Source organism: Candidatus Omnitrophota bacterium (genome assembly GCA_028699255.1).
Lineage (GTDB): Bacteria > Omnitrophota > Gorgyraeia > 2-01-FULL-45-10 > 2-01-FULL-45-10 > FEN-1322.
Map to the genome: position 1 here is coordinate 116859 of JAQVUX010000004.1, position 18530 is coordinate 135388.

At 47.0% G+C, this 18530-nt stretch carries 21 protein-coding genes, 1 tRNA gene and 1 other RNA gene; all 23 read left to right on the forward strand.

All coding sequences use genetic code 11. The features are described 5' to 3' along the window. The first annotated feature begins 1 nt into the window (after position 1). Positions 2 to 1591, forward strand: coding sequence for a DUF1957 domain-containing protein (locus PHS46_04660; GenBank protein MDD3905811.1), 1590 nt, complete (start codon positions 2 to 4; stop codon positions 1589 to 1591). A 12-nt stretch (positions 1592 to 1603) separates the two neighbouring features. Continuing rightward, a complete protein-coding gene (locus PHS46_04665; protein ID MDD3905812.1) occupies positions 1604 to 3250 on the forward strand; it encodes a glycoside hydrolase family 57 protein in 1647 nt (548 codons plus the stop codon). Positions 3251 to 3300: 50 nt separating this feature from the next. After that, positions 3301 to 3486: a DUF2934 domain-containing protein gene (locus tag PHS46_04670; GenBank protein MDD3905813.1), complete on the forward strand. Its 186-nt coding sequence runs from the start codon at positions 3301 to 3303 to the stop codon at positions 3484 to 3486. Positions 3487 to 3571: 85 nt separating this feature from the next. Continuing rightward, positions 3572 to 4168, forward strand: coding sequence for a MarC family protein (locus tag PHS46_04675; protein MDD3905814.1), 597 nt, complete (start codon positions 3572 to 3574; stop codon positions 4166 to 4168). A 7-nt stretch (positions 4169 to 4175) separates the two neighbouring features. Then, positions 4176 to 5192 carry a hemolysin family protein gene (locus PHS46_04680; protein ID MDD3905815.1) on the forward strand — a complete coding sequence of 339 codons (1017 nt, stop codon included), beginning with the start codon at positions 4176 to 4178 and terminating at the stop codon, positions 5190 to 5192. Positions 5193 to 5211: 19 nt separating this feature from the next. Beyond that, a complete protein-coding gene (gene nikR / locus PHS46_04685) occupies positions 5212 to 5667 on the forward strand; it encodes a nickel-responsive transcriptional regulator NikR (GenBank protein MDD3905816.1) in 456 nt (151 codons plus the stop codon). Positions 5668 to 5728: 61 nt separating this feature from the next. Continuing rightward, complete coding sequence (rfaD, locus tag PHS46_04690; protein ID MDD3905817.1) at positions 5729 to 6703, forward strand: ADP-glyceromanno-heptose 6-epimerase; 975 nt, start codon at positions 5729 to 5731, stop codon at positions 6701 to 6703. Positions 6704 to 6721: 18 nt separating this feature from the next. Beyond that, positions 6722 to 7069: a hydrogenase maturation nickel metallochaperone HypA gene (locus PHS46_04695; protein ID MDD3905818.1), complete on the forward strand. Its 348-nt coding sequence runs from the start codon at positions 6722 to 6724 to the stop codon at positions 7067 to 7069. Between the two features lie 29 nt (positions 7070 to 7098). Next, positions 7099 to 8526 (forward strand): carbohydrate porin, encoded by a 1428-nt coding sequence (locus PHS46_04700; GenBank protein MDD3905819.1) that lies wholly within the window; start codon positions 7099 to 7101, stop codon positions 8524 to 8526. A gap of 14 nt (positions 8527 to 8540) precedes the next feature. Further along, positions 8541 to 9224, forward strand: coding sequence for a cobalt transporter CbiM (cbiM, locus tag PHS46_04705; GenBank protein MDD3905820.1), 684 nt, complete (start codon positions 8541 to 8543; stop codon positions 9222 to 9224). Beyond that, positions 9224 to 9559 (forward strand): PDGLE domain-containing protein, encoded by a 336-nt coding sequence (locus tag PHS46_04710; protein MDD3905821.1) that lies wholly within the window; start codon positions 9224 to 9226, stop codon positions 9557 to 9559. The genes cbiM and PHS46_04710 overlap by 1 nt, the downstream gene beginning before the upstream one ends. Next, a complete protein-coding gene (cbiQ, locus tag PHS46_04715) occupies positions 9559 to 10416 on the forward strand; it encodes a cobalt ECF transporter T component CbiQ (protein MDD3905822.1) in 858 nt (285 codons plus the stop codon). The genes PHS46_04710 and cbiQ overlap by 1 nt, the downstream gene beginning before the upstream one ends. Continuing rightward, positions 10413 to 11231: an ATP-binding cassette domain-containing protein gene (locus tag PHS46_04720; GenBank protein MDD3905823.1), complete on the forward strand. Its 819-nt coding sequence runs from the start codon at positions 10413 to 10415 to the stop codon at positions 11229 to 11231. Before cbiQ ends, PHS46_04720 begins: the two co-directional genes overlap by 4 nt. A gap of 74 nt (positions 11232 to 11305) precedes the next feature. Beyond that, entirely contained in the window at positions 11306 to 11854 is a 549-nt protein-coding gene (locus PHS46_04725; GenBank protein ID MDD3905824.1) for a sigma-70 family RNA polymerase sigma factor, read from the forward strand. After that, positions 11851 to 12291, forward strand: coding sequence for a zf-HC2 domain-containing protein (locus PHS46_04730; protein MDD3905825.1), 441 nt, complete (start codon positions 11851 to 11853; stop codon positions 12289 to 12291). The genes PHS46_04725 and PHS46_04730 overlap by 4 nt, the downstream gene beginning before the upstream one ends. Positions 12292 to 12309: 18 nt before the next feature. After that, positions 12310 to 12867: a hypothetical protein gene (locus tag PHS46_04735; protein ID MDD3905826.1), complete on the forward strand. Its 558-nt coding sequence runs from the start codon at positions 12310 to 12312 to the stop codon at positions 12865 to 12867. Between the two features lie 15 nt (positions 12868 to 12882). After that, entirely contained in the window at positions 12883 to 13548 is a 666-nt protein-coding gene (locus PHS46_04740; GenBank protein ID MDD3905827.1) for a DUF6515 family protein, read from the forward strand. Between the two features lie 134 nt (positions 13549 to 13682). Further along, positions 13683 to 15347, forward strand: a complete 1665-nt coding sequence (locus PHS46_04745; GenBank protein ID MDD3905828.1) for a glycosyltransferase family 39 protein — start codon at positions 13683 to 13685, stop codon at positions 15345 to 15347. After that, on the forward strand, positions 15344 to 16042 hold the full coding sequence (locus PHS46_04750; protein MDD3905829.1) for a glycosyltransferase: 699 nt from the start codon (positions 15344 to 15346) through the stop codon (positions 16040 to 16042). The genes PHS46_04745 and PHS46_04750 overlap by 4 nt, the downstream gene beginning before the upstream one ends. A gap of 180 nt (positions 16043 to 16222) precedes the next feature. Then, positions 16223 to 17074 carry a ChbG/HpnK family deacetylase gene (locus PHS46_04755; GenBank protein MDD3905830.1) on the forward strand — a complete coding sequence of 284 codons (852 nt, stop codon included), beginning with the start codon at positions 16223 to 16225 and terminating at the stop codon, positions 17072 to 17074. A gap of 63 nt (positions 17075 to 17137) precedes the next feature. Next, positions 17138 to 17590, forward strand: a complete 453-nt coding sequence (gene smpB, locus PHS46_04760; protein MDD3905831.1) for an SsrA-binding protein SmpB — start codon at positions 17138 to 17140, stop codon at positions 17588 to 17590. 15 nt (positions 17591 to 17605) lie between these two features. Continuing rightward, positions 17606 to 18053, forward strand: a transfer-messenger RNA (tmRNA) gene (gene ssrA / locus PHS46_04765). 353 nt (positions 18054 to 18406) lie between these two features. Beyond that, a tRNA-Leu gene (locus PHS46_04770) sits at positions 18407 to 18491 on the forward strand. Positions 18492 to 18530: the final 39 nt, after the last annotated feature.

Here is an 18530-nt window from a genome sequence, read left to right on the forward strand (position 1 = left end):
TATGCCAAAAGGTTATCTCGCGATAGTCCTTCACGCGCATCTGCCGTTTATACGCCATCCGGAATTTGACGATTTTCTCGAAGAAGATTGGCTTTTCGAGGCTATAACGGAAACCTACATTCCTCTCATAAAAGTCTTTGAAGGCCTGGCGCGCGACAAGGTCGAATACAAACTTACGATATCGCTCTCCCCGACATTGATGTCGATGCTCATGGACCCTCATCTGCAGTGGAAATACATAAAACATATTGATAAGCTGATCGAGCTTTCCTCCAAAGAGATAGACAGGACCAAATGGCAGGGGCAGTTCAATAACCTCGCCCATATGTATCACGATTCATTCCTGGATGCGAGACGCATATTTGTCGATGAATATCAGTCCAATCTCGTCAATGCTTTCAAAAAGTTCCAGGATTTAGGCAACCTGGAAGTGATCACGTGCTGTGCCACGCATGGTTACCTGCCTCTTATGGAAGTGGAGAGAGAGGCTTCCGTACGGGCTCAGGTTAAGGTGGCCGCGGATATGTACAAGAAAATATTCGGTCATCCGCCCGCGGGTATGTGGCTCCCGGAGTGTGGATATAAGCCCGGTGATGAGGAGATGTTGAAGAAAGAAGGGATAAAATATTTCTTCGTCGATACGCATGGTGTGCTCTTCGGCAGTCCACGGCCAAAGTTTGGAGTATTCAGCCCTTACCTTACAAAATGCGGCGCGGCGGCTTATGCTCGCGATACCGAGTCATCCAAAGCCGTATGGAGCGCAGTAGAGGGCTATCCGGGCGATTATAATTACAGGGAGTTTTACAGAGATATAGGTTTCGATCTCGATTACGATTACATAAAACCTTACATAAATGCCGACGGTGTCAGGATAAATACCGGTATAAAATATTACAAGATCACCGGTACTACGACTCATAAAGAACCGTATGTTCCGGAAGCGGCGCGTAACAGGGCCGCCGACCAGGCCGGCAATTTCATGTTTAATAGGGAGAAACAGATCGAGCACCTCGTCGGCCAGATGGATGGGCGGGCGCCTATAATCGTCGCGCCGTATGACGCCGAATTGTATGGTCATTGGTGGTATGAAGGCCCGCAGTGGCTCGATTTCCTTATAAGAAAGATACGCTATGATCAAAAGACGATAGCACTTACCACCCCGGGTGAATATCTCAAGTTATACAAAAAGTACCAGGTCATGACTCCGGCCGCTTCAAGCTGGGGGTGGAAAGGCTACAGCGAGGTATGGCTCGAAGGATCTAACGACTGGATATATAGGCATACACATAAGATGGCCGAGCGCATGGTCGAAGTTGCTAAAGAGCATAAAAATGCGAAAGGGCTTATGCGCAGGGCGCTGAACCAGATGGCGAGGGAGCTTCTCCTGGCCCAGTCGAGCGATTGGGCATTTATAATGAAGACGGGTTCTCACGTGCCGTATGCAGTCGAGCGGCTCCGTCAGCACGCGGAAAATTTCACAGAACTTTACGAGGAAGTGAAAGCGAATACGTTCGACGAAGAGTATATAAAAAAGCTCGAAGACAAGTTTAACCTTTTCCCCGACATAGATTATTCCGTTTACGGGACATAACCATTAAAAATCATGGATACGAATAAGACGCTGGGTGTCGCATTTTTATGGCATATGCACCAGCCGTTCTACAAGGACCCGTTATCGGATAAATACATGATGCCGTGGGTTCGTTTGCGCGGCGTCAAAGATTATTTCCCTATGGCCGCGCTCGTCGACAGGGCTGAGCGTTTTAAGGCCACATTCAATCTGGTTCCGTCGCTTCTCGAGCAGATAAACGATTACGTCTATAATTCCGCAACCGATACTTTTCTCGATCTTACCGTAAAGAAAGCAAGTTCGCTTTCGTTCCAGGATAAGGTTTCGATCCTGGAGCATTTTTTTAAAGTCAATTTTAACCGGTTTATAGAACCGAACCCCGCTTATTCGCGCCTTCTCATGAAGAAAGGCGTAAGGCCGCTTTCCGGCGCCGCCTTGAAGTCTACGGTGAAAGATTTTTCCGACCAGGATTTTCTCGATCTTCAGGTTCTTTTTAATATGGCCTGGTTTCATTCTATCAATATCGACGAAGATAATAATTTAAAAACTCTTGTGGACAAGAAGAATTATACCGAAGAAGACAAGGCCTACGTTGTATCTAAACAGCGCGAGATATTGGGCCGGATAATACCTTTATACAAAAAGCTTCATTCCGAAGGGAAGATAGAGATAACCACGACGCCTTTTTATCATCCGATACTTCCTTTGTTGTGCGATACATCGGTTGCTTCTGTATCGACGCCGGATATGGAACTTCCCAAAAGATTTCGTCATCCCGAAGACGCCGGATGGCAGATAGCGGAGGCCGTCAAATACCATACCGCGCAATTCGGCGTGAAACCACGCGGGATGTGGCCGTCAGAGGGTAGCGTGTCCGATCAGGCGGTAGATGTCATGATCTCGAAAGGAATAAAATGGGCCGCTACCGACGAGGATATTCTTTTCCGTACCCTTTCGTCTTACGACAGAAGATACAAGGGCGTAGAGTTATTCGATAGAAGGATCATATATCGTCCTTATAAGGTGAAGAGAGATCGCGGTAGTATGACGCTTATATTCAGGGATAAGAACCTCTCGGACATGATAAGTTTCAGCTATAATTCATGGAACCCGCGCGACGCGGCATGGGACGTGATAGGGCATTGCAGGACGACGGCGCATAATTTGAGGCGCGACGCCGATATAGGGCTTATGACGATAGTTATGGACGGCGAGAACGCCTGGGAATATTACGAGGACAATGGCAGGAGATTCTTCGAGACACTCTACGCCAATCTCGATTCTCAGGAAGAGATGTGCTCCACCACTATAAGTGGCTACCTCGCGGTCGATCCTCCAAAGAGAGTGCTTTCTAATATTTTTCCGGGCTCATGGATAAACCACAATTTCCGGATATGGATAGGCACGGAGCAGGATAACGTGTCATGGGATTACCTTGCCAGGGCGCGCAAAGACCTTGTCCGGTTCTCGAAAGAGCCGGGCGCGAAAATATCCGATGTTACACGGGCCTGGAGAGAGTTGTATATAGCGGAAGGCAGTGACTGGAACTGGTGGTATAACGGCAAGGCGCATGTGGGCGGGGATAATCCCTTCGATGAGCTCTACCTCACGCATCTTCAGAATATATATAAGATATTAAAAAAACCGGTTCCGGATTTTACAAAGATTTTTATTGCATAAAACATAGTAGTTGGTATAATTAAAATCAACAGTGAAAGGGGGGATATGTCATGGTCAGAAACACGACGTTTAAATTGGGTAAGTCCTCGAACCCAACGATGACAAAAGAGGATGTGTGTAAGCTTGTTCAGAAGAAAGCTTATGAGCTTTACGAGAAGAGGGGTCGCAAGCCGGGTCATTCGATGGACGACTGGTTAGAAGCGGAAAGAATCATAAAAGGCAAGCTTTCCAGATAGAAGTTAGCGATCAAATTTTATAAAGGCAGGGTAACGGTGTGGCCTGTGGGTCCAACGCCACCCTGCCTTTTTGCCCGGAGGGCGTATGAAAGCATTCCTGCTGTCTTTTATACCTGTATTTGTGGCTATGGACGCTATAGGCGTCCTGCCGATGTTTATCGGATTTACCGAGCATCTTAAGAAAGACGCTCAGCGCCGGATATTGACTCAGTCGATAATAACCGCTTTTGTCGTAGGTATATTCTTTCTCTTCCTGGGTAAATGGATATTCGAAGTTCTGGGAATAATGGTAGCCGATTTTAAGATAGCCGGCGGCCTGGTGCTTTTAGCGATATCGTTGCGCGATCTGCTTCGCAATGAGAAGACTCAGCGGATATCCCAGGATACGATAGGTGCGGTTCCGATAGGCACGCCTCTTATAACCGGCCCGGCGGTATTGACTACCATAATCATACTGCTTGATTCCTATGGTCTGGTTCTTACCGTATCGTCATTCGTGATAAATCTGCTGATAACGTGGATAGCGTTTTACTACGCGACGGCGATATCCAATTTTCTGGGAAAGGCGGGCTCCAAGGCTTTTTCCAAAATAGCGAGTTTGCTTTTGGCCGCCATCGCGGTTATGATGATACGAAAGGGCGTGCTTGACACGATAGCTTTTTTTGTAACTCAGAAAGTATAAGTGCTATATGTTTTTAGCAATAATTTTAATAATAATACTTCTCGGCATAGCGGCGCTTACCGCCGCGGCTGAAATATCGATAATCGCGGTATCGAGAATAAAGCTCCGCAGGCTTGCCCTGTCCGGGTCTAAGTCTGCACAGCTCGTCATGAAGATGCTCGAGACGCCGGAGAAGTTCTTCAGCACGATCCTGGTCGTGAACAACATCGTCGATACGCTTATCGCGGCCATCGTTACTGTAATAATGATCGAGGCCGTCGGCAATGAAAGTACCGGAATAGTGCTGGCCACGGTAATAGGTTCTCTGGCGATAATAGTTTTTGAGGTCGTGGCGAAGACGCTGGCCGCGACGCACTCGGAGAAGCTTGCCACTATCCTCGCGAAACCAGTTTATAGCTTCATAGTCATATTTTCCCCAGTAGTAAAAGGGCTTATCTATGTAACGAACTTCATACTTCATCTTGTCAGCGCACAGGCTCCGGCGAAACCCGCTCTTGTTACGGATGAGGAGTTGAAAGCTCTTATAAAGATAGGCGCGGAAGAAGACATTCAGCATAAAGAGAAATATAAGATGCTCTCGAAGGTTTTTGATTTCAGCGACGCGATCGTAAAAAATGTGATGACACCAAAAAAAGACATGGTCGCGATAAATATGGATTCGCGATTTGAGGATATTGTCGAAAATGTCCTGGAGTCCGGTTATTCAAGACTGCCGGTATATAAAGGAAGTCCGGAAAACATAATCGGCATAATAAATATGAAGGATCTGCTTAGCATCTCGCTCAACAAAGAACTCGTCGTGCTTCAGGATATAGTGTATCCGGCTATATTTTTTCCCGGGACGAAGAAGGTGTCCGAGCTTCTCAAGGAGTTCCAAAAAGGACATACCCACATCGCTCTTATAACAGATCCCGCCGGCAAACTTATGGGCCTTGTTACGCTCGAAGACCTCCTCGAAGAGATCGTCGGTGAGATTGAAGATGAGTACGATGTCCGCGCCAACTACTATAAAAATCCGCAATAATACTTGACAAAAAGTACGCCTGTGTTACAATTTTAAAAAATGTAACACGAAGGAGCAACCGATGGGGCTTGTAAGGTTTGGTGTTTCGCTCGAAAAAAATCTTCTCGATAAATTCGACAAGCTGTGCGCCGGCAAGAATTATTCCAACCGCTCGGAGGCATTCCGCGATCTTATCCGCCAGGAACTCGTCAAAAAGGAATGGGAGGCGGACGAAGATGTTGCCGGGACAATTACCATTATTTACGACCATCACCAGCGTGAACTCGTTACCAAGCTTATGGATATCCAGCACGATCAGGGTAAGGATATCATATCGACCCAGCATATTCACGTAGACCACCATAATTGCATGGAGATAATAGCGGTGAGGGGAAGCGCAAAGAGTGTCCGCAAACTTGCCGATACCCTTAAAGCGGTAAAAGGCGTTAAGCATGCGACTCTTGGGATGTCGAGTACTGGAAAACATATAGGATGATTTTTTTGGAGTATAGTAGCACGATTATAATATTAGTAGCACTATAAGGATGGGGTATAGCATGAAGTCCGGCAAGATAATCGTAACCGGCGGCGCAGGTTTTATCGGGAGTTGTTTCTTGTGGAAACTGAACCGGGAAGGTATTACGAATATAATAGTCGTTGATAATCTCGGGTCTTCCGATAAATGGCGGAATTTAGCAGGAAAGCAGTTTTTGGATTATATACAGAAAGACGATTTTCTGGGATTACTTGAAGGGGGCGTTAACATCGATGTTTCGGCTATCGTTCATTTAGGCGCCTGCAGTTCTACCACAGAAACCAATGCCGTGTATTTTATAAAAAATAATTACGAATACTCTAAAGCGCTTGCCAGGTGGTCGGAAGCCAACAAAGTAAAATTTATTTACGCCTCGTCGGCCGCTACATATGGGGACGGAGAATTCGGATATGACGATTCCGATAAAACTACCCGTATACTGCGCCCGTTAAATATGTATGGTTATTCCAAACAACTTTTTGATCTGTGGATATTGAACAATAAGCTTAATCGGACTATGACGGGTGTTAAGTTTTTTAATGTATTCGGACCTAACGAATACCATAAAGGCGAGATGATGAGCGTTGTTTGTAAAAAATTCATGGATGTGGATCGAACCGGACGAATAGAATTATTTAAATCTTACAAGCATGATTATAAGGACGGCGAGCAAAAGAGGGATTTTATATACGTAAAAGACGTGGTGGATGTTCTGGCATATTTTCTGGAACACTCGAAGCAGTCGGGTATATTTAATCTGGGATGCGGCGCGGCGCATAGCTGGAATGAGCTTGGGCGTGCTATGTTCACCGCTCTTGGGAAAAAGCCCTGTATGGAATATGTTGACATGCCCGAAGGTTTAAGGCCGAAATATCAATATTTTACGCGAGCAAAGATGGATAAATTAAGAAAAGCCGGCTACAAAGCTCGTTTTACACCGTTAGAAGAAGCGGTTAAAGATTATGCCGGTTATTTAAACGGGAAAAAATATTTATAAGATTGGGAAGGACATACAATGCATGATTTAAAATACGCGAATGAGATTTTAGCGGCTTTAAATAAAGCCGCTGTTAAAAAAAATAAGGCCTGCGCGATCGTCGTAAATGTCAGGCTGAATCCTTTCAGCCATGTTACAGCCGAAGGGCTTGACGCTACCTTTAGGCTCCTTGCGGAGAGTGAGGGGTACGGCGATATACGGCTCAATGTGCGAACTCTCGAATTTATCCTGCGTTGTAAAAGTTGCAGAAAAGTTTCACGGCATGGGGAGCCTATTTTTAAGTGCCCTGATTGCGGGAGTCCCGATTTTGACATAGAAAAAGGCGATGATTTTTGCATAGACTCGATAGATGTGAACAAGAAATAATAAGGAATAATAATGAAAGGAGAAATGTAATGTGGCGTAGTGTAATGAGAATAGCGGTGGTTATTATAGTTGCATCATTTTTATTACCGCCCATATCATGGGCGAGCGAGGATGAGCTTCGACGGGAAATAACCGCGCTTAAAGCGAAAGTTGCGGAGATGGATCAACTAAAGGCTCAAATAGCGGAGCTTCAGAAGCAGATGAGCGAGCAGAAGTGCAGTATACTGGCGCAACAGGGTACCGTTAATGAGGTAAAACAGTCTTTGATACAGGCGGTGCCTTCCGAGGGTCTTATAAAATATGCGCCGGGCGAGGGGGTCGAGTTGCCGTGCGGGTTTAAATTGCAGGCAGACGCTACCCTTATAATACAGGGCACTCCGAATGCCAATAATCCGGGCAGTGGCAATAAGTCCCAGTGCGATGCGTCGTGGTCAGCCGATATATTCATCGAAAAGGCGTTTGATGACTGGGGGCTCGCGCTTATGCATCTCGAGCCCGGGCAGTCGGACACGGTCGAGGGCGTTATGTCGCTGTATAGCAATGTCAATAGGGACACTAACGATACCAGCGCTAATATACCGATAACGGAATTATGGTACGAGCATTATCTATTCGACAAGCAACTGACTATAACGGCCGGTAAGCTGGATCCGGCCAATTATTTGGATCAAAACGAATACGCATTCAATGAGTGCACGCAGTTTTTAGGCCGAATATTCAGGAATTCGCCCGCGATAGAATGGCCTAACGATAATACGCTCGGCGCCTCTGTGACAGTGGCCCCGGAAGCCGTGCCGTATATTGCGGTGAACGCTTCGTATTTTAACGCCGATAATACATATAAAAATATATTTGATAAGCCGTTCATATCGGCGGAGCTTACATTCATGCCGGCAAAGGCGTTCAAATATGATGAAAATATGTGGGGCGGAAACTATAGGTTTTATTGGTGGTATAACGGCCTCGAGCATTCTAAATTGGTGAATGTGGGCGAATCGGCGGCTGATGTTTGCAAGGAGAAGAATACCGGTTTCGGCATAAGCTTTGACCAGATGATAACCGACATTTACGGAGTGTTTGCCCGTCTGGGCTGGGAGAGGCACGATATAAATATAGTCAGTACCAATCCCAATGCCGCGCCGTTGGAGGGCATGTGGGCGCTTGGTGCTCAGATGAAAGGTAAATATTGGAAGAGACCAGATGACGTGCTCGCCTTCGCTATAGGCCAGGCGGTTCCGAGTAGCCAGTATAAAAATTCTGACGATGCAATAGCCGCCGGCGCCGGCGGGGCACCCGAGGGGCATTTCGAAGTTTATTATAATATGAAACTTACGAAGAATCTTGCTATAAGCCCGGACTTCCAGTGGATATGGAATCCGCATGGAATAAGCGAGTCATATCAAGGCTACGCCAATTCAATATTCGTTTATGGCGTAAGAGCGCAGTTGGACTTTTAGAAAGGAGAGAGAGTATGCATATACCAGACGGATATTTAGGGCCTGTGACATGCGGGTTTTTTTATGCGGTCATGGTTCCTGTATGGGCTTTTGCTTCAAAAATAGTTAAGAAAACTTTAAGCGTAAAACAGGTGCCGCTATTGGCAATCGGCGCGGCGTTCAGTTTTATAATAATGATGTTCAACGTGCCGATACCGGGCGGTACAACAGGACACGCGGTAGGCGGCGTGCTCGTAGCGATATTGCTGGGGCCGTGGGCGGCATGCATAGCTATTACGGTGGCGCTTGTCATACAGGCGCTTCTCTTCGGAGACGGAGGGATTACCGCGATAGGCGCGAATTGTTTTAATATGGCCGTCGTCCTGCCGTTTGCGGGATATTATATATATAAAATAATAGCGCACAACGCCCCCGTCGATTCTAATAGACGGGTTATAGCCGCCGGCATGGCCGGATATATCGCGATTAATGTCGCGGCGGGGCTGACCGGGTTTGAATTCGGCATTCAACCGCTTATGCATCATACCGCGACCGGACAAGCGCTATACTGTCCTTACGGGTTAAATGTAGCGCTTCCCGCCATGTTAGGTGAACACATGCTGGTATTCGGGTGGGTAGAGGCTATAGTTACCGCGCTCGTTATTAAGTATTTACAGAAACAGGCTCCGGAGCTTTTGAATGAAGGGAGGGTACAATAATGAAAATAGTAACCAAGTTTTGGATCGCGTTGGCGATACTTATTGTGCTTTCGCCGCTCGGGCTGTTATTGCCGGAACATTTTAAGGCAGGCGCCGCATGGGGCGAGTGGGGAGCCGAAGAGATGAAAGAACTCGTAGGATATGTACCGCAAGGGTTGCAAAAACTGGCCGCTCTCTGGAACGCGCCTATACCCGACTACGCCTTTAAAGGTTGGGAAGAAAAAGGGTTGCCCCATCTCAGCTTAGCCTATATAATATCAGCTGTAGCAGGTATAGGTATTACCGTTATCGTGGTGATGTGTATAGGCAGGATGTTGACCAAAAAAGAGGACTGATGGCAAAAGTAAAGAATGCGGATTTCATAGAGCGCTCTATAATGGGCGCTCTATCTTTCTTGAAGGAAGCGGTTTTCTCCGACGAGTACGCTTCGAAAAATGGGCTTCTGCAGTCTCTCGATCCCAGGATAAAACTCGCGACATTCGCCGTATTTCTTTGTGCGGTACTTTTTACAAAAAGCATCCCGGCAGTATTATCTCTTTACATTGTATCGCTGGCGCTCGCGCGCCTATCCGGTATCGATCTCGGCTTCTTCCTGAAAAGGACGTGGATATTCATACCGCTATTCTCTTTCTTTATCGCGGTGCCGGCCATATTCAGCGTGTTTACGCCTGGGGATGCTATGGCAAATTTTAAAATTATCGGGTTAAATTTTGTGATAACGCGCCAGGGTTTTTTCGGCGCCGTCCTATTTTTAGCCCGGGTTATAACCTCGGTATCGTTCGCGGTACTCCTCAGTATAACCACGAAACATTTCGAACTTCTTAAAAGTTTGCGCACCTTCGGGGTACCGCAGGTTTTTGTCATGATACTGGGTATCTGCTACAGATATATATATCTATTTACGGACGTGGTGCAAAATACCTATCTTGCCATTAGAAGCCGCGTTGGTGCCCGCATGCACCATAAAAAGGGCAGACAGATTGTTGCCTGGAACATGGCTTCGTTGTGGCACAGATCCTACCGCATGAACGAGGAGGTTTATAATTCCATGCTCGCGCGCGGGTATACGGGCGAGCCGGTTACAGTGAGCGATTTTAAAACTAAGACAGCGGACTGGGTATGGTTATTTTTCGTTATCTTTTTATCCGCCGCGGTTCTTTATTGCGGCAGTGCCTGGGAAATAAAAATATGAACGAGAATATATTTGAATTAAAAGACGTGTATTTTTCATACCTCGATAAATATCCCGCCTTAAACGGTATTGATCTTGATATAGTCAAAGGGCAGAGGGTGGCTATCATAGGGGCTAATGGTTGCGGTAAGTCGACGCTTCTGCATATTCTCGACGGACTTTTCTTTCCCCGGCGCGGCACTGTAAAAGCTTTTGGTGGAGACCTGAGCGAGAAAGCGCTCGCCGATGAGCGGTATGGCCGCCATTTCAGGGGGAAGGTTGGGCTTGTTTTTCAAAACCCGGATGTTCAGCTATTTTGTCCGACGGTAAAAGAAGAGATATTTTTCGGTCCGCTTAATTTTGGTTTTAAACATACGCAGATTGAACAGACATTCGATGTAATTACGGAGATATTCGGGATAAAAGAGCTTACCGGCAGAATGCCGCACCAATTAAGCGTGGGTGAGAAACGCAAGGTTGCTATGGCGTCAGTCCTGATATCGGGGCCGGAAGTGCTGCTCCTCGATGAGCCGACCGCAGGCCTTGATCCCAGAACTTCCAGGGATTTGGTCGACCTTTTAAACCGTTACCATGCCGACGGGAAGACTATAGTGACCGCGACGCACGATATGCACATAGTAGGCGAGATCGCGGATATTATTTATGTCTTCGGTCGTGATAAAAGGATAATAAGGAGCGGTCCTCCGGAAGAGATATTGGCAGATACCGGATTTTTGCAGGAACATAATCTTATACATACTCACATGCATACTCACAGCGGCAAGACGCATGCGCATCCGCATCAGCATCCGCTTCATGATCATCCGCACGCATAAGACGAAAGCAGAAAAATATTTCAAATTTCCGGGAATAAAATTCCATTTTACGCGTCTAATATACGAGAGCTCAAATGAACGAAGATATCCTATGCATCGACAGATTTCTTAAAGGCGAAGAGAGAGGTTTCGAGGAACTGGTAAGAAGATACCAGGATCGGGTTCTCAACATAGTCCGTTCGCTGACCGGTAAAGACGCCGAAAGCGAAGACATAGCGCAGGAAGTGTTTATGAAAGTGTACTACGGGTTAAAATCTTTCAAGAAGGATTCCCGGTTTTCGACATGGCTTTACCGGATCACTGTAAACACGACATATAGTTTCCATCGCGGCAAGAAGGTTTTTTTCGAAGGCGCTGAAGCGCTTGAAAATAGTCCGGATCCGCGTAAAGATCCAGGGGCGGCGCTACTCGCGAAAGAGAGAGAGGCAATGCTCCGCAAAGCCATGGATGATGTGCCCATCAATTTCAGGACGGCATTGGTGCTTAAAGACGTAGAAGGATTAAGTTACACCGAGATTTCGGAAGTTTTGGGTTGCCGGATAGGAACGGTGGAGTCAAGAATATACAGGGCAAGGCAATTTCTTAGAGAGAGCCTGCTAAAATTAAAGGGAGGAGCGGTATGAGAGAATGCGCGAAGGTGAAAAAACTCTTATCCCGGTACATAGATAAAGAGGCGAATTTCGCGGAGGATAGCCTTGTCAGAACGCATATAGCGAATTGCGCTTTTTGTGAAAAGGAGCTTTCCGAACTCGCCGGCGTGAAAGCGCTTGTTTCCGGAAATAAGAGGGTAAGTCTGCCGCAGGATTACATGGTGTCGCGGTTGCGTACGGAGATCGGCCGCATACGTCAGGTAGGAGATAGGCTGTCATGGGCCGCGATGGGAAATTTTGCGCGCAGGCTGATACCGATCCCTGCCGTCGCCCTGGTAGCTTCGATAGTATTCTTAGTTATTATATCCGGTCAGCCCGTAACTGGGGATAGCCTGGAAGAGCATATATTCAGCGGTAATGCCGCTACGATGGATACGGCATTAAAGGTAGTGTTGGGTGCGCGAAACTAAAGAGAGGAGATGTTTTGTATGAATAAGAATATGCTATATGTTGTTGGCCTTGCGGTACTGTGTGTCCTGGCCGGAGTGATTGTCGGCGCCGGCATAGTTAAAAAAGCGGGATTTCCGCCGTCATGTCATGATCGGGCGAGCTTTACCGCGCGGGCGGAGGGGTTCATGGGGCGTACCCCTGGAAATTTTGAGAGTCGCGGTGCTGGCCGGCATTTTGGCAAAGGAACTGAAGGAAAACGCCATCCGGACCTTATCAAGATCTTCGTGGATAAATTGACTCTTACAAAAGAGCAGGAAGCCAGGACAAAAGAAATACTGGACAGGACGCGGCAGGAGATCGATGAAGTTGGCAAGAGTGTCCGCGGCGCCATAACCAGTATCAAGGAGAAGAGTGACAAGGCGATCATGGATATACTCACCCCGCAACAGCAGGAGAAGTTCAAAGCCATGATAGAAGAATTCGAGGCCAAGAAAAATAGCGGTCCGTGTGGTCAGAAAGGTGATCATGGCCCCATGGGGATGGAACAGCACAGGATGGGCCCGGACGGAGATAGTCTTCCGCCTCAAAACGAATAATTGACGGAGAGGCATATGATAAGCAATGGCGCGTTGAAAAAAATATTGAGCGTAGCTTTGTTAACGGTGTTTCTTTTGAACCAGGCGCCGCAGGCATATGCGTGGGGACGGGGTAACCCACGCCATCGCCCGGAGGACCCGAATCGCGGCGGTTATTACACGCCTAACTATTCTCCGCATGGCAGGGCTGTGCTGGATCTGCCCGATGGGTACATAAGGACGATAATAGGCGGGCTCGAATATTTTTATTGGCAGGGTATGTTCTATCGGATGATGGAAGACCGATATGTGGTCGTCCCGGCGCCAGTGGGGGCGGTTGTTACGACCATACCTCAGGGGTCTCAGCCTGTTATAGTCGATGGTATCCCGTACTATAACATCAACGGCGTTACCTATATGTACACGCCCGAAGGATATCAGGTTGTACCTCAACCCAAGACGATCATAGTAAAAAAATATATCGTCGAAAAGGAAGATTCTGCTAAAACGGTAAATATTAAAGGAACGACTACTGCCGTGTCAGATTCCGATGAAGCATTCACTATCAATATTCCCAACTCCAAAGGAAGTTATACTGCCGTAACCTTGAAGAGATCCGGCGCCGGTTTTGTCGGGCCCCAGGGCGAATATTACGCGGAATTCCCAAGGGTCAAACAATTAAAAGTAATGTATGCGAAATGAGGCATGCATTGAATTACTGTTCGACGAACTATTCCCGGACGGATGGGGTGTCGTGCTTATGTTTATTGCCTGCTCCGACGGCTCTGACCATGCGCATTGACATGCCGCTTGTTTTATAGTAATCTTGTTCTAATATGAATAAGATAATAGAGCGGCCTGTTCTGGCCATATCAATCCTCACAGTCCTTTGCGCGTTTATATTCTTCTTCCGCCTTGGCGGAATGGCGCTGACCGATCCCGATGAGACTTTTTATGCCCAGACGGCAAAAGAGATGCTTCATAGCGGTGATTGGGTTACTCCCAGCCTGTACGGAAAACCTCAATTCGAAAAACCGATACTCATTTACTGGCTCGTAGGCGCTTCCTATAAAATATTCGGCGTAAATGAGATGGCCGCCCGGTTTCCATCGGCAGTCTTTGCCTTTGCTGGGGTGATAGCCATATATTTTCTCGGCTCGCTCCTTTTTAACAGGCGCGCGGGTTTTCTCTGCGCGGTTATACTGGCCGCAAACATAGAGTATGTCATACTTTCGCGGGCGTGTATAACCGATATGGCGCTGACCGTATCCATGCTCTTCGGCGTGCTCTTCTTTTTCTATGGTTATCTGAAAAATAAGCGGTATTTTTACGTCCTGTCATCGGCGGCGTTTGGCCTGGCCGTCCTCGCGAAAGGCCCTATAGCTATAGCGTTGCCCGCAGTGATTTTTTTCGTATTCCTTCTTTTGAATAAGGACCTGGGCCGTATAAAAAAAATGCCGCTTTTGTTATGCATAGCGGTGTTTGTGCTGGTTGCCGGGCCATGGTATTACACGGCATATAAACTGCATGGGCGGGAATTCATAGACGCATTTTTTGGATTTCATAATATCACCAGATTTATGCAGTCGGAACACAAGATAGGTTCTCAGGTCTATTACAATATTCCCGTCATATTTGCCGGATTTTTTCCGTGGAGTGTATTTCTTCCGCTCGGTTTCTGGCATATGTTTAAAAAGAGTTTTTCCGGTATTGCTACCGAGAAGAGCCGCTCAATATTTATCCTGACATGGTTTTTTGCGATATTTTTATTTTTCTCCGCTTCGCGCACGAAACTACCGACGTACGTATTCCCGTGCTTTATATCGCTGGCGCTTATTGTGGGCGCGCTATGGGATGATTTTTTACACGCAGGGAGGTTTAGCCGTAAATTTGCCATAGTATTTAAAGCATCGCATTATTTCCTCGTGTTTGCCGTAGTGGCCGGAGCGATCGGTGTAGCGATTTATGCATGCTTTAAAATGCCGGAAGTATTATATGGCGCTATGATATCAGGCGCAGTGCTTGCCGCAGGTTTTTTTATTTCAGCAGTAGCATTTTTCAAAAAAAGATATATGGCGGCATTTTTTCTCATAGTTGTTGCGCTCATGGTATTCCTACTGCCGTTGAGTAAACTTGTTTTACCCGTTATCGATAGATACGAGGCAAGCAAAGAAATATCCGGCAAGATTTTACCGATGATTAAAGGCGGTGAGGAATTTGGGGCGCAGAGTAATTATATTCCGGGATTGGCATTCTATGCGGATAAGTTCGCGAAAGACCTGGATAACCATGAGGTGCTTGTAAGGTTCCTGAATTCGGATAAACGTGTATGGTGCGTCATAAAAGAGCAGAATCACAGGGGTCTTTACGATCCGGAAATAAATAGCGAATATGTGAAACCTTCATACCTGGTTTACAGAGTGGGCAAGAGGTCGATCATTACGAATCAGGTGCCGGAAGACGGCGTCTATATACTCAAACGGGAGTTTGCCGGTAAATGACCGCGACCAAATATAACATATCTTTCGTGTTTCCCATGTTCAATGAGGCCGAGAATATTGCCGAGACCATTCGCAGGACGACGGCCCTGGCATCGCAGATATGCGATGACTATGAGATAGTGATTGCCGATGACGCGTCAACCGACGGAAGCGCGGATATCGTGGCTAAGCTGGCGACCCGGGATGAGCATATTAAACTCGCCCGCCTCAAGGTAAATACAAAGTTTGGAGGAGCGCTTAAAGAGGGGTTGAAAACCGCGGCAAAGGAGATAGTTGTATACACGGACTCGGATCTTCCGGCAAAAGAGGATGATATAAAAGGGGCGTTGGAGCTTCTGAGTGGGACGGATATCGTAACAGCGTACAGTCTTGTATTAAAAGACGCGAGTCTCAAGCGTATCATAATGTCGAAAGGCTATAATTTTCTTGTCCGCATTATGTTTGGATTAAAGATACGCGACATCAATTCCGGGCTCAAAATCTACAGGAGGAAGGCGATCGAGGGGCTGGACCTGAAGTCGCGAAGCCCTTTTGTGGATGTGGAGATATTTACCGAAGCCCAGAGGCGCGGATTTAAGATAAAACAGTACGGCCTTATTTTCGACCTTCGCATCAGGGGTGAATCGACCATATCGCGCATGAGTGTCGTTATGCGTACATTCTGGGATATGCTACGCTACAGACTTTCACGGTGAATTTTTTTCGTCTGACGCAGGCGGCGACTTTTGGGTGGTGCCTCCGCTTGTCGCGAATCGCATTAGGTATACGATTCGCTGTCAAAAATTTTAAGAGTCGCTTCGGCACGCACCCAAAAGTTCCGCCACCTCGTGTGTGAACATAATAAGTTTTAGGTTCTGACTGGAGTGGAAGGCAATATGAAATATCTGATCGTGAGCGCGGATGATTTTGGATTATCAGATAGTATAAATCACGGGATAATGCGCGGCTGTGAAGAGGGGATAGTGACATCGGTTAATGTTATCCCCTCCGGCGCGGCATTCTACGACGCGGCTTCTCTTCTGCGGATGTGTGGCATAAAAGAGCTCAGCGCGCATCTTGCGCTTACCGAAACAGCGCCGGTTACAGACCCGGATATGATTCCAGGGCTCTTGACGCAGGAAGGTGATTTTCATAAAAGTTACATGGGGTTCTGTTTCTATTTTTTACGTGGGGCTATAGTCCGCGATGAAATATATCTGGAGCTTAAGAATCAGCTTGAACGTCTTAAAACCTGTGGTTTACCTATAACCAGCCTAAGCAGTCACCAGCATATACATATACTTCCCGGGATACGGGAAATATTTATACAACTTGCCAAAGAATACGATATTCCCTCGATACGGTATCTGCACAATGACAAGTTATATTATCCGTATCGTGCGAAGAAGATATTCCGCAAGATGGTCCTGAAGTTTTTTGACAGGGGTATGAAGAACGCATTTGATAAGGCAGGTATTTGTCATACCGACAACCTGCTCGGGTTTTTCGATTCCGGGGATATACGGGAAGAGCTTTTATTGGAGATGATAAACAGCTTAAAAAGCGGGGTTACCGAGCTTGTAACCCACCCCGGTTTTATAAGCGCCGAAGTACTCGACAGATGCATATTCCACAGAAACTGCGAAACCGATCTCGCCGCGTTGACCAGCCGCCGTGTTAAAAAAGAAATAGCCCGCAAAGGTATCAAGCTCATCTCATTTAGCGATCTCGCCAAACTACGTAAATAGAAAAAAGCGGGTCAAACCTAAGGTTGATTTAAGACGGAAATTATGCTATATTAAGTGCCGAAAATGACCGATAATATAGTCGCCACCAACAGGCGGGCAAGATTCGAATATAGCATCTACGAGAGCCTTGAGGCCGGCATAGCGCTTACAGGCACCGAGGTTAAGTCATTGCGTACCGGTAAGGCGAGCATTGCCAATAGTTTCGCGAGGATCGAAGGCGATGAGGTGTTCCTCCATGGTATGCATATAGCGCCATACGAATTTGGTAATATTGCTAACCCCGATCCGTTGCGGCCAAGAAAACTGCTCCTGCATAAAAGAGAGATAAAACGGCTTGCGGAGGACGTTGGAAATAAGAAATTAACGATTATCCCGCTCAAAGCTTATTTTAAAGGCGGGATAGTTAAAGTAGAAATAGGCCTTGCGAAAGGCAAGAAGCTCTACGATAAGCGTGAAGCGATAAAGAAGAGAGATTCCGATAGAGAAATTAAGCGGATATCGAGAAGTACCAGGTAGGGCCGTTCTTTTATAGGGGGTGAAAGGTATCGACTCAGATACGCAGAGCACAAGCAGCATGTAGAGGTTGCTAGGAGGCCTCTTGGCGCAAGCCATTCCTACGGTAACGTGGGGATAAAACACCTGGCAAAAAATCAAATGCTGAAAACGTAAAAGTTCCAGCAACGGTGAACGAACTCCTAAGCACCATGCAAGTGGTGCCGGGGCCAGTTCTACCGGTAGCGTTACCTTTATAAGGTAACCCGTCAGCCGGCCTATTTCCGCGGGGCCGGGTCTGGCGACACTAGCGGGATAGTCCGACGGTGTTTAGCCTTTGGCGCTTTCGGGCGAAGCTTTCAAAGGATACCTTTTCGAAATTCCGCCTACTGAAGTTCGAAAGGGGAAATTAAAGAGCAGGATAAACATGTAGCGGCTTATGTTTTGATGTTTGAGGACGGCGGTTCAAATCCGCCCACCTCCACCATACTCTGAAAATCTTTCGAAGAAGATTTTCAGGTCCTGGCGTCTAAGATACTTCGATTTTGTTCCACAAAATCGAAGGACTCAGGAAACAACGCGAAGAAAGTTTTCAGGTCCTGGCGTCTAAGATACTTCGATTTTGTTCCACAAAATCGAAGGACTGAAGAAGTATTTGTCGCGAGAGCGTTCCGACTACTGCAACCGCGTAGGTTTGCATGCGATAATCACAGGTAACCTACGCGGTTGTTCAAGAGCTTTAGCGGGGCAATAGATACACAGTTGGGCGGAAGTGGCCCGCCTTCGCAATCAAGGCTTAATATGTTCGATGCTTTGGCGGGGCAAGAGATATACAGTTGGGCGGAAGTGGCGGAACTGGCATACGCGCAGGTCTCAGAAGCCTGTGCCGCAAGGCTTGAGGGTTCAAATCCCTCCTTCCGCACCATACTCTGAAAATCTTTCAAAGAAGATTTTCAGGTCCTGG

What these genes read in the sequence shown, in the direction of transcription:
- PHS46_04660 (MDD3905811.1), top strand. Translation starts at nt 2, where the DNA reads ATGCCAAAAGGTTATCTCGCGATAGTCCTTCACGCGCATCTGCCGTTT.
- PHS46_04665 (MDD3905812.1), top strand. Translation starts at nt 1,604, where the DNA reads ATGGATACGAATAAGACGCTGGGTGTCGCATTTTTATGGCATATGCAC.
- PHS46_04670 (MDD3905813.1), top strand. Translation starts at nt 3,301, where the DNA reads ATGGTCAGAAACACGACGTTTAAATTGGGTAAGTCCTCGAACCCAACG.
- PHS46_04675 (MDD3905814.1), top strand. Translation starts at nt 3,572, where the DNA reads ATGAAAGCATTCCTGCTGTCTTTTATACCTGTATTTGTGGCTATGGAC.
- PHS46_04680 (MDD3905815.1), top strand. Translation starts at nt 4,176, where the DNA reads ATGTTTTTAGCAATAATTTTAATAATAATACTTCTCGGCATAGCGGCG.
- rfaD (MDD3905817.1), top strand. Translation starts at nt 5,729, where the DNA reads ATGAAGTCCGGCAAGATAATCGTAACCGGCGGCGCAGGTTTTATCGGG.
- PHS46_04695 (MDD3905818.1), top strand. Translation starts at nt 6,722, where the DNA reads ATGCATGATTTAAAATACGCGAATGAGATTTTAGCGGCTTTAAATAAA.
- PHS46_04700 (MDD3905819.1), top strand. Translation starts at nt 7,099, where the DNA reads ATGTGGCGTAGTGTAATGAGAATAGCGGTGGTTATTATAGTTGCATCA.
- cbiM (MDD3905820.1), top strand. Translation starts at nt 8,541, where the DNA reads ATGCATATACCAGACGGATATTTAGGGCCTGTGACATGCGGGTTTTTT.
- PHS46_04710 (MDD3905821.1), top strand. Translation starts at nt 9,224, where the DNA reads ATGAAAATAGTAACCAAGTTTTGGATCGCGTTGGCGATACTTATTGTG.
- cbiQ (MDD3905822.1), top strand. Translation starts at nt 9,559, where the DNA reads ATGGCAAAAGTAAAGAATGCGGATTTCATAGAGCGCTCTATAATGGGC.
- PHS46_04720 (MDD3905823.1), top strand. Translation starts at nt 10,413, where the DNA reads ATGAACGAGAATATATTTGAATTAAAAGACGTGTATTTTTCATACCTC.
- PHS46_04725 (MDD3905824.1), top strand. Translation starts at nt 11,306, where the DNA reads ATGAACGAAGATATCCTATGCATCGACAGATTTCTTAAAGGCGAAGAG.
- PHS46_04730 (MDD3905825.1), top strand. Translation starts at nt 11,851, where the DNA reads ATGAGAGAATGCGCGAAGGTGAAAAAACTCTTATCCCGGTACATAGAT.
- PHS46_04735 (MDD3905826.1), top strand. Translation starts at nt 12,310, where the DNA reads ATGAATAAGAATATGCTATATGTTGTTGGCCTTGCGGTACTGTGTGTC.
- PHS46_04740 (MDD3905827.1), top strand. Translation starts at nt 12,883, where the DNA reads ATGATAAGCAATGGCGCGTTGAAAAAAATATTGAGCGTAGCTTTGTTA.
- PHS46_04745 (MDD3905828.1), top strand. Translation starts at nt 13,683, where the DNA reads ATGAATAAGATAATAGAGCGGCCTGTTCTGGCCATATCAATCCTCACA.
- PHS46_04750 (MDD3905829.1), top strand. Translation starts at nt 15,344, where the DNA reads ATGACCGCGACCAAATATAACATATCTTTCGTGTTTCCCATGTTCAAT.
- PHS46_04755 (MDD3905830.1), top strand. Translation starts at nt 16,223, where the DNA reads ATGAAATATCTGATCGTGAGCGCGGATGATTTTGGATTATCAGATAGT.
- smpB (MDD3905831.1), top strand. Translation starts at nt 17,138, where the DNA reads ATGACCGATAATATAGTCGCCACCAACAGGCGGGCAAGATTCGAATAT.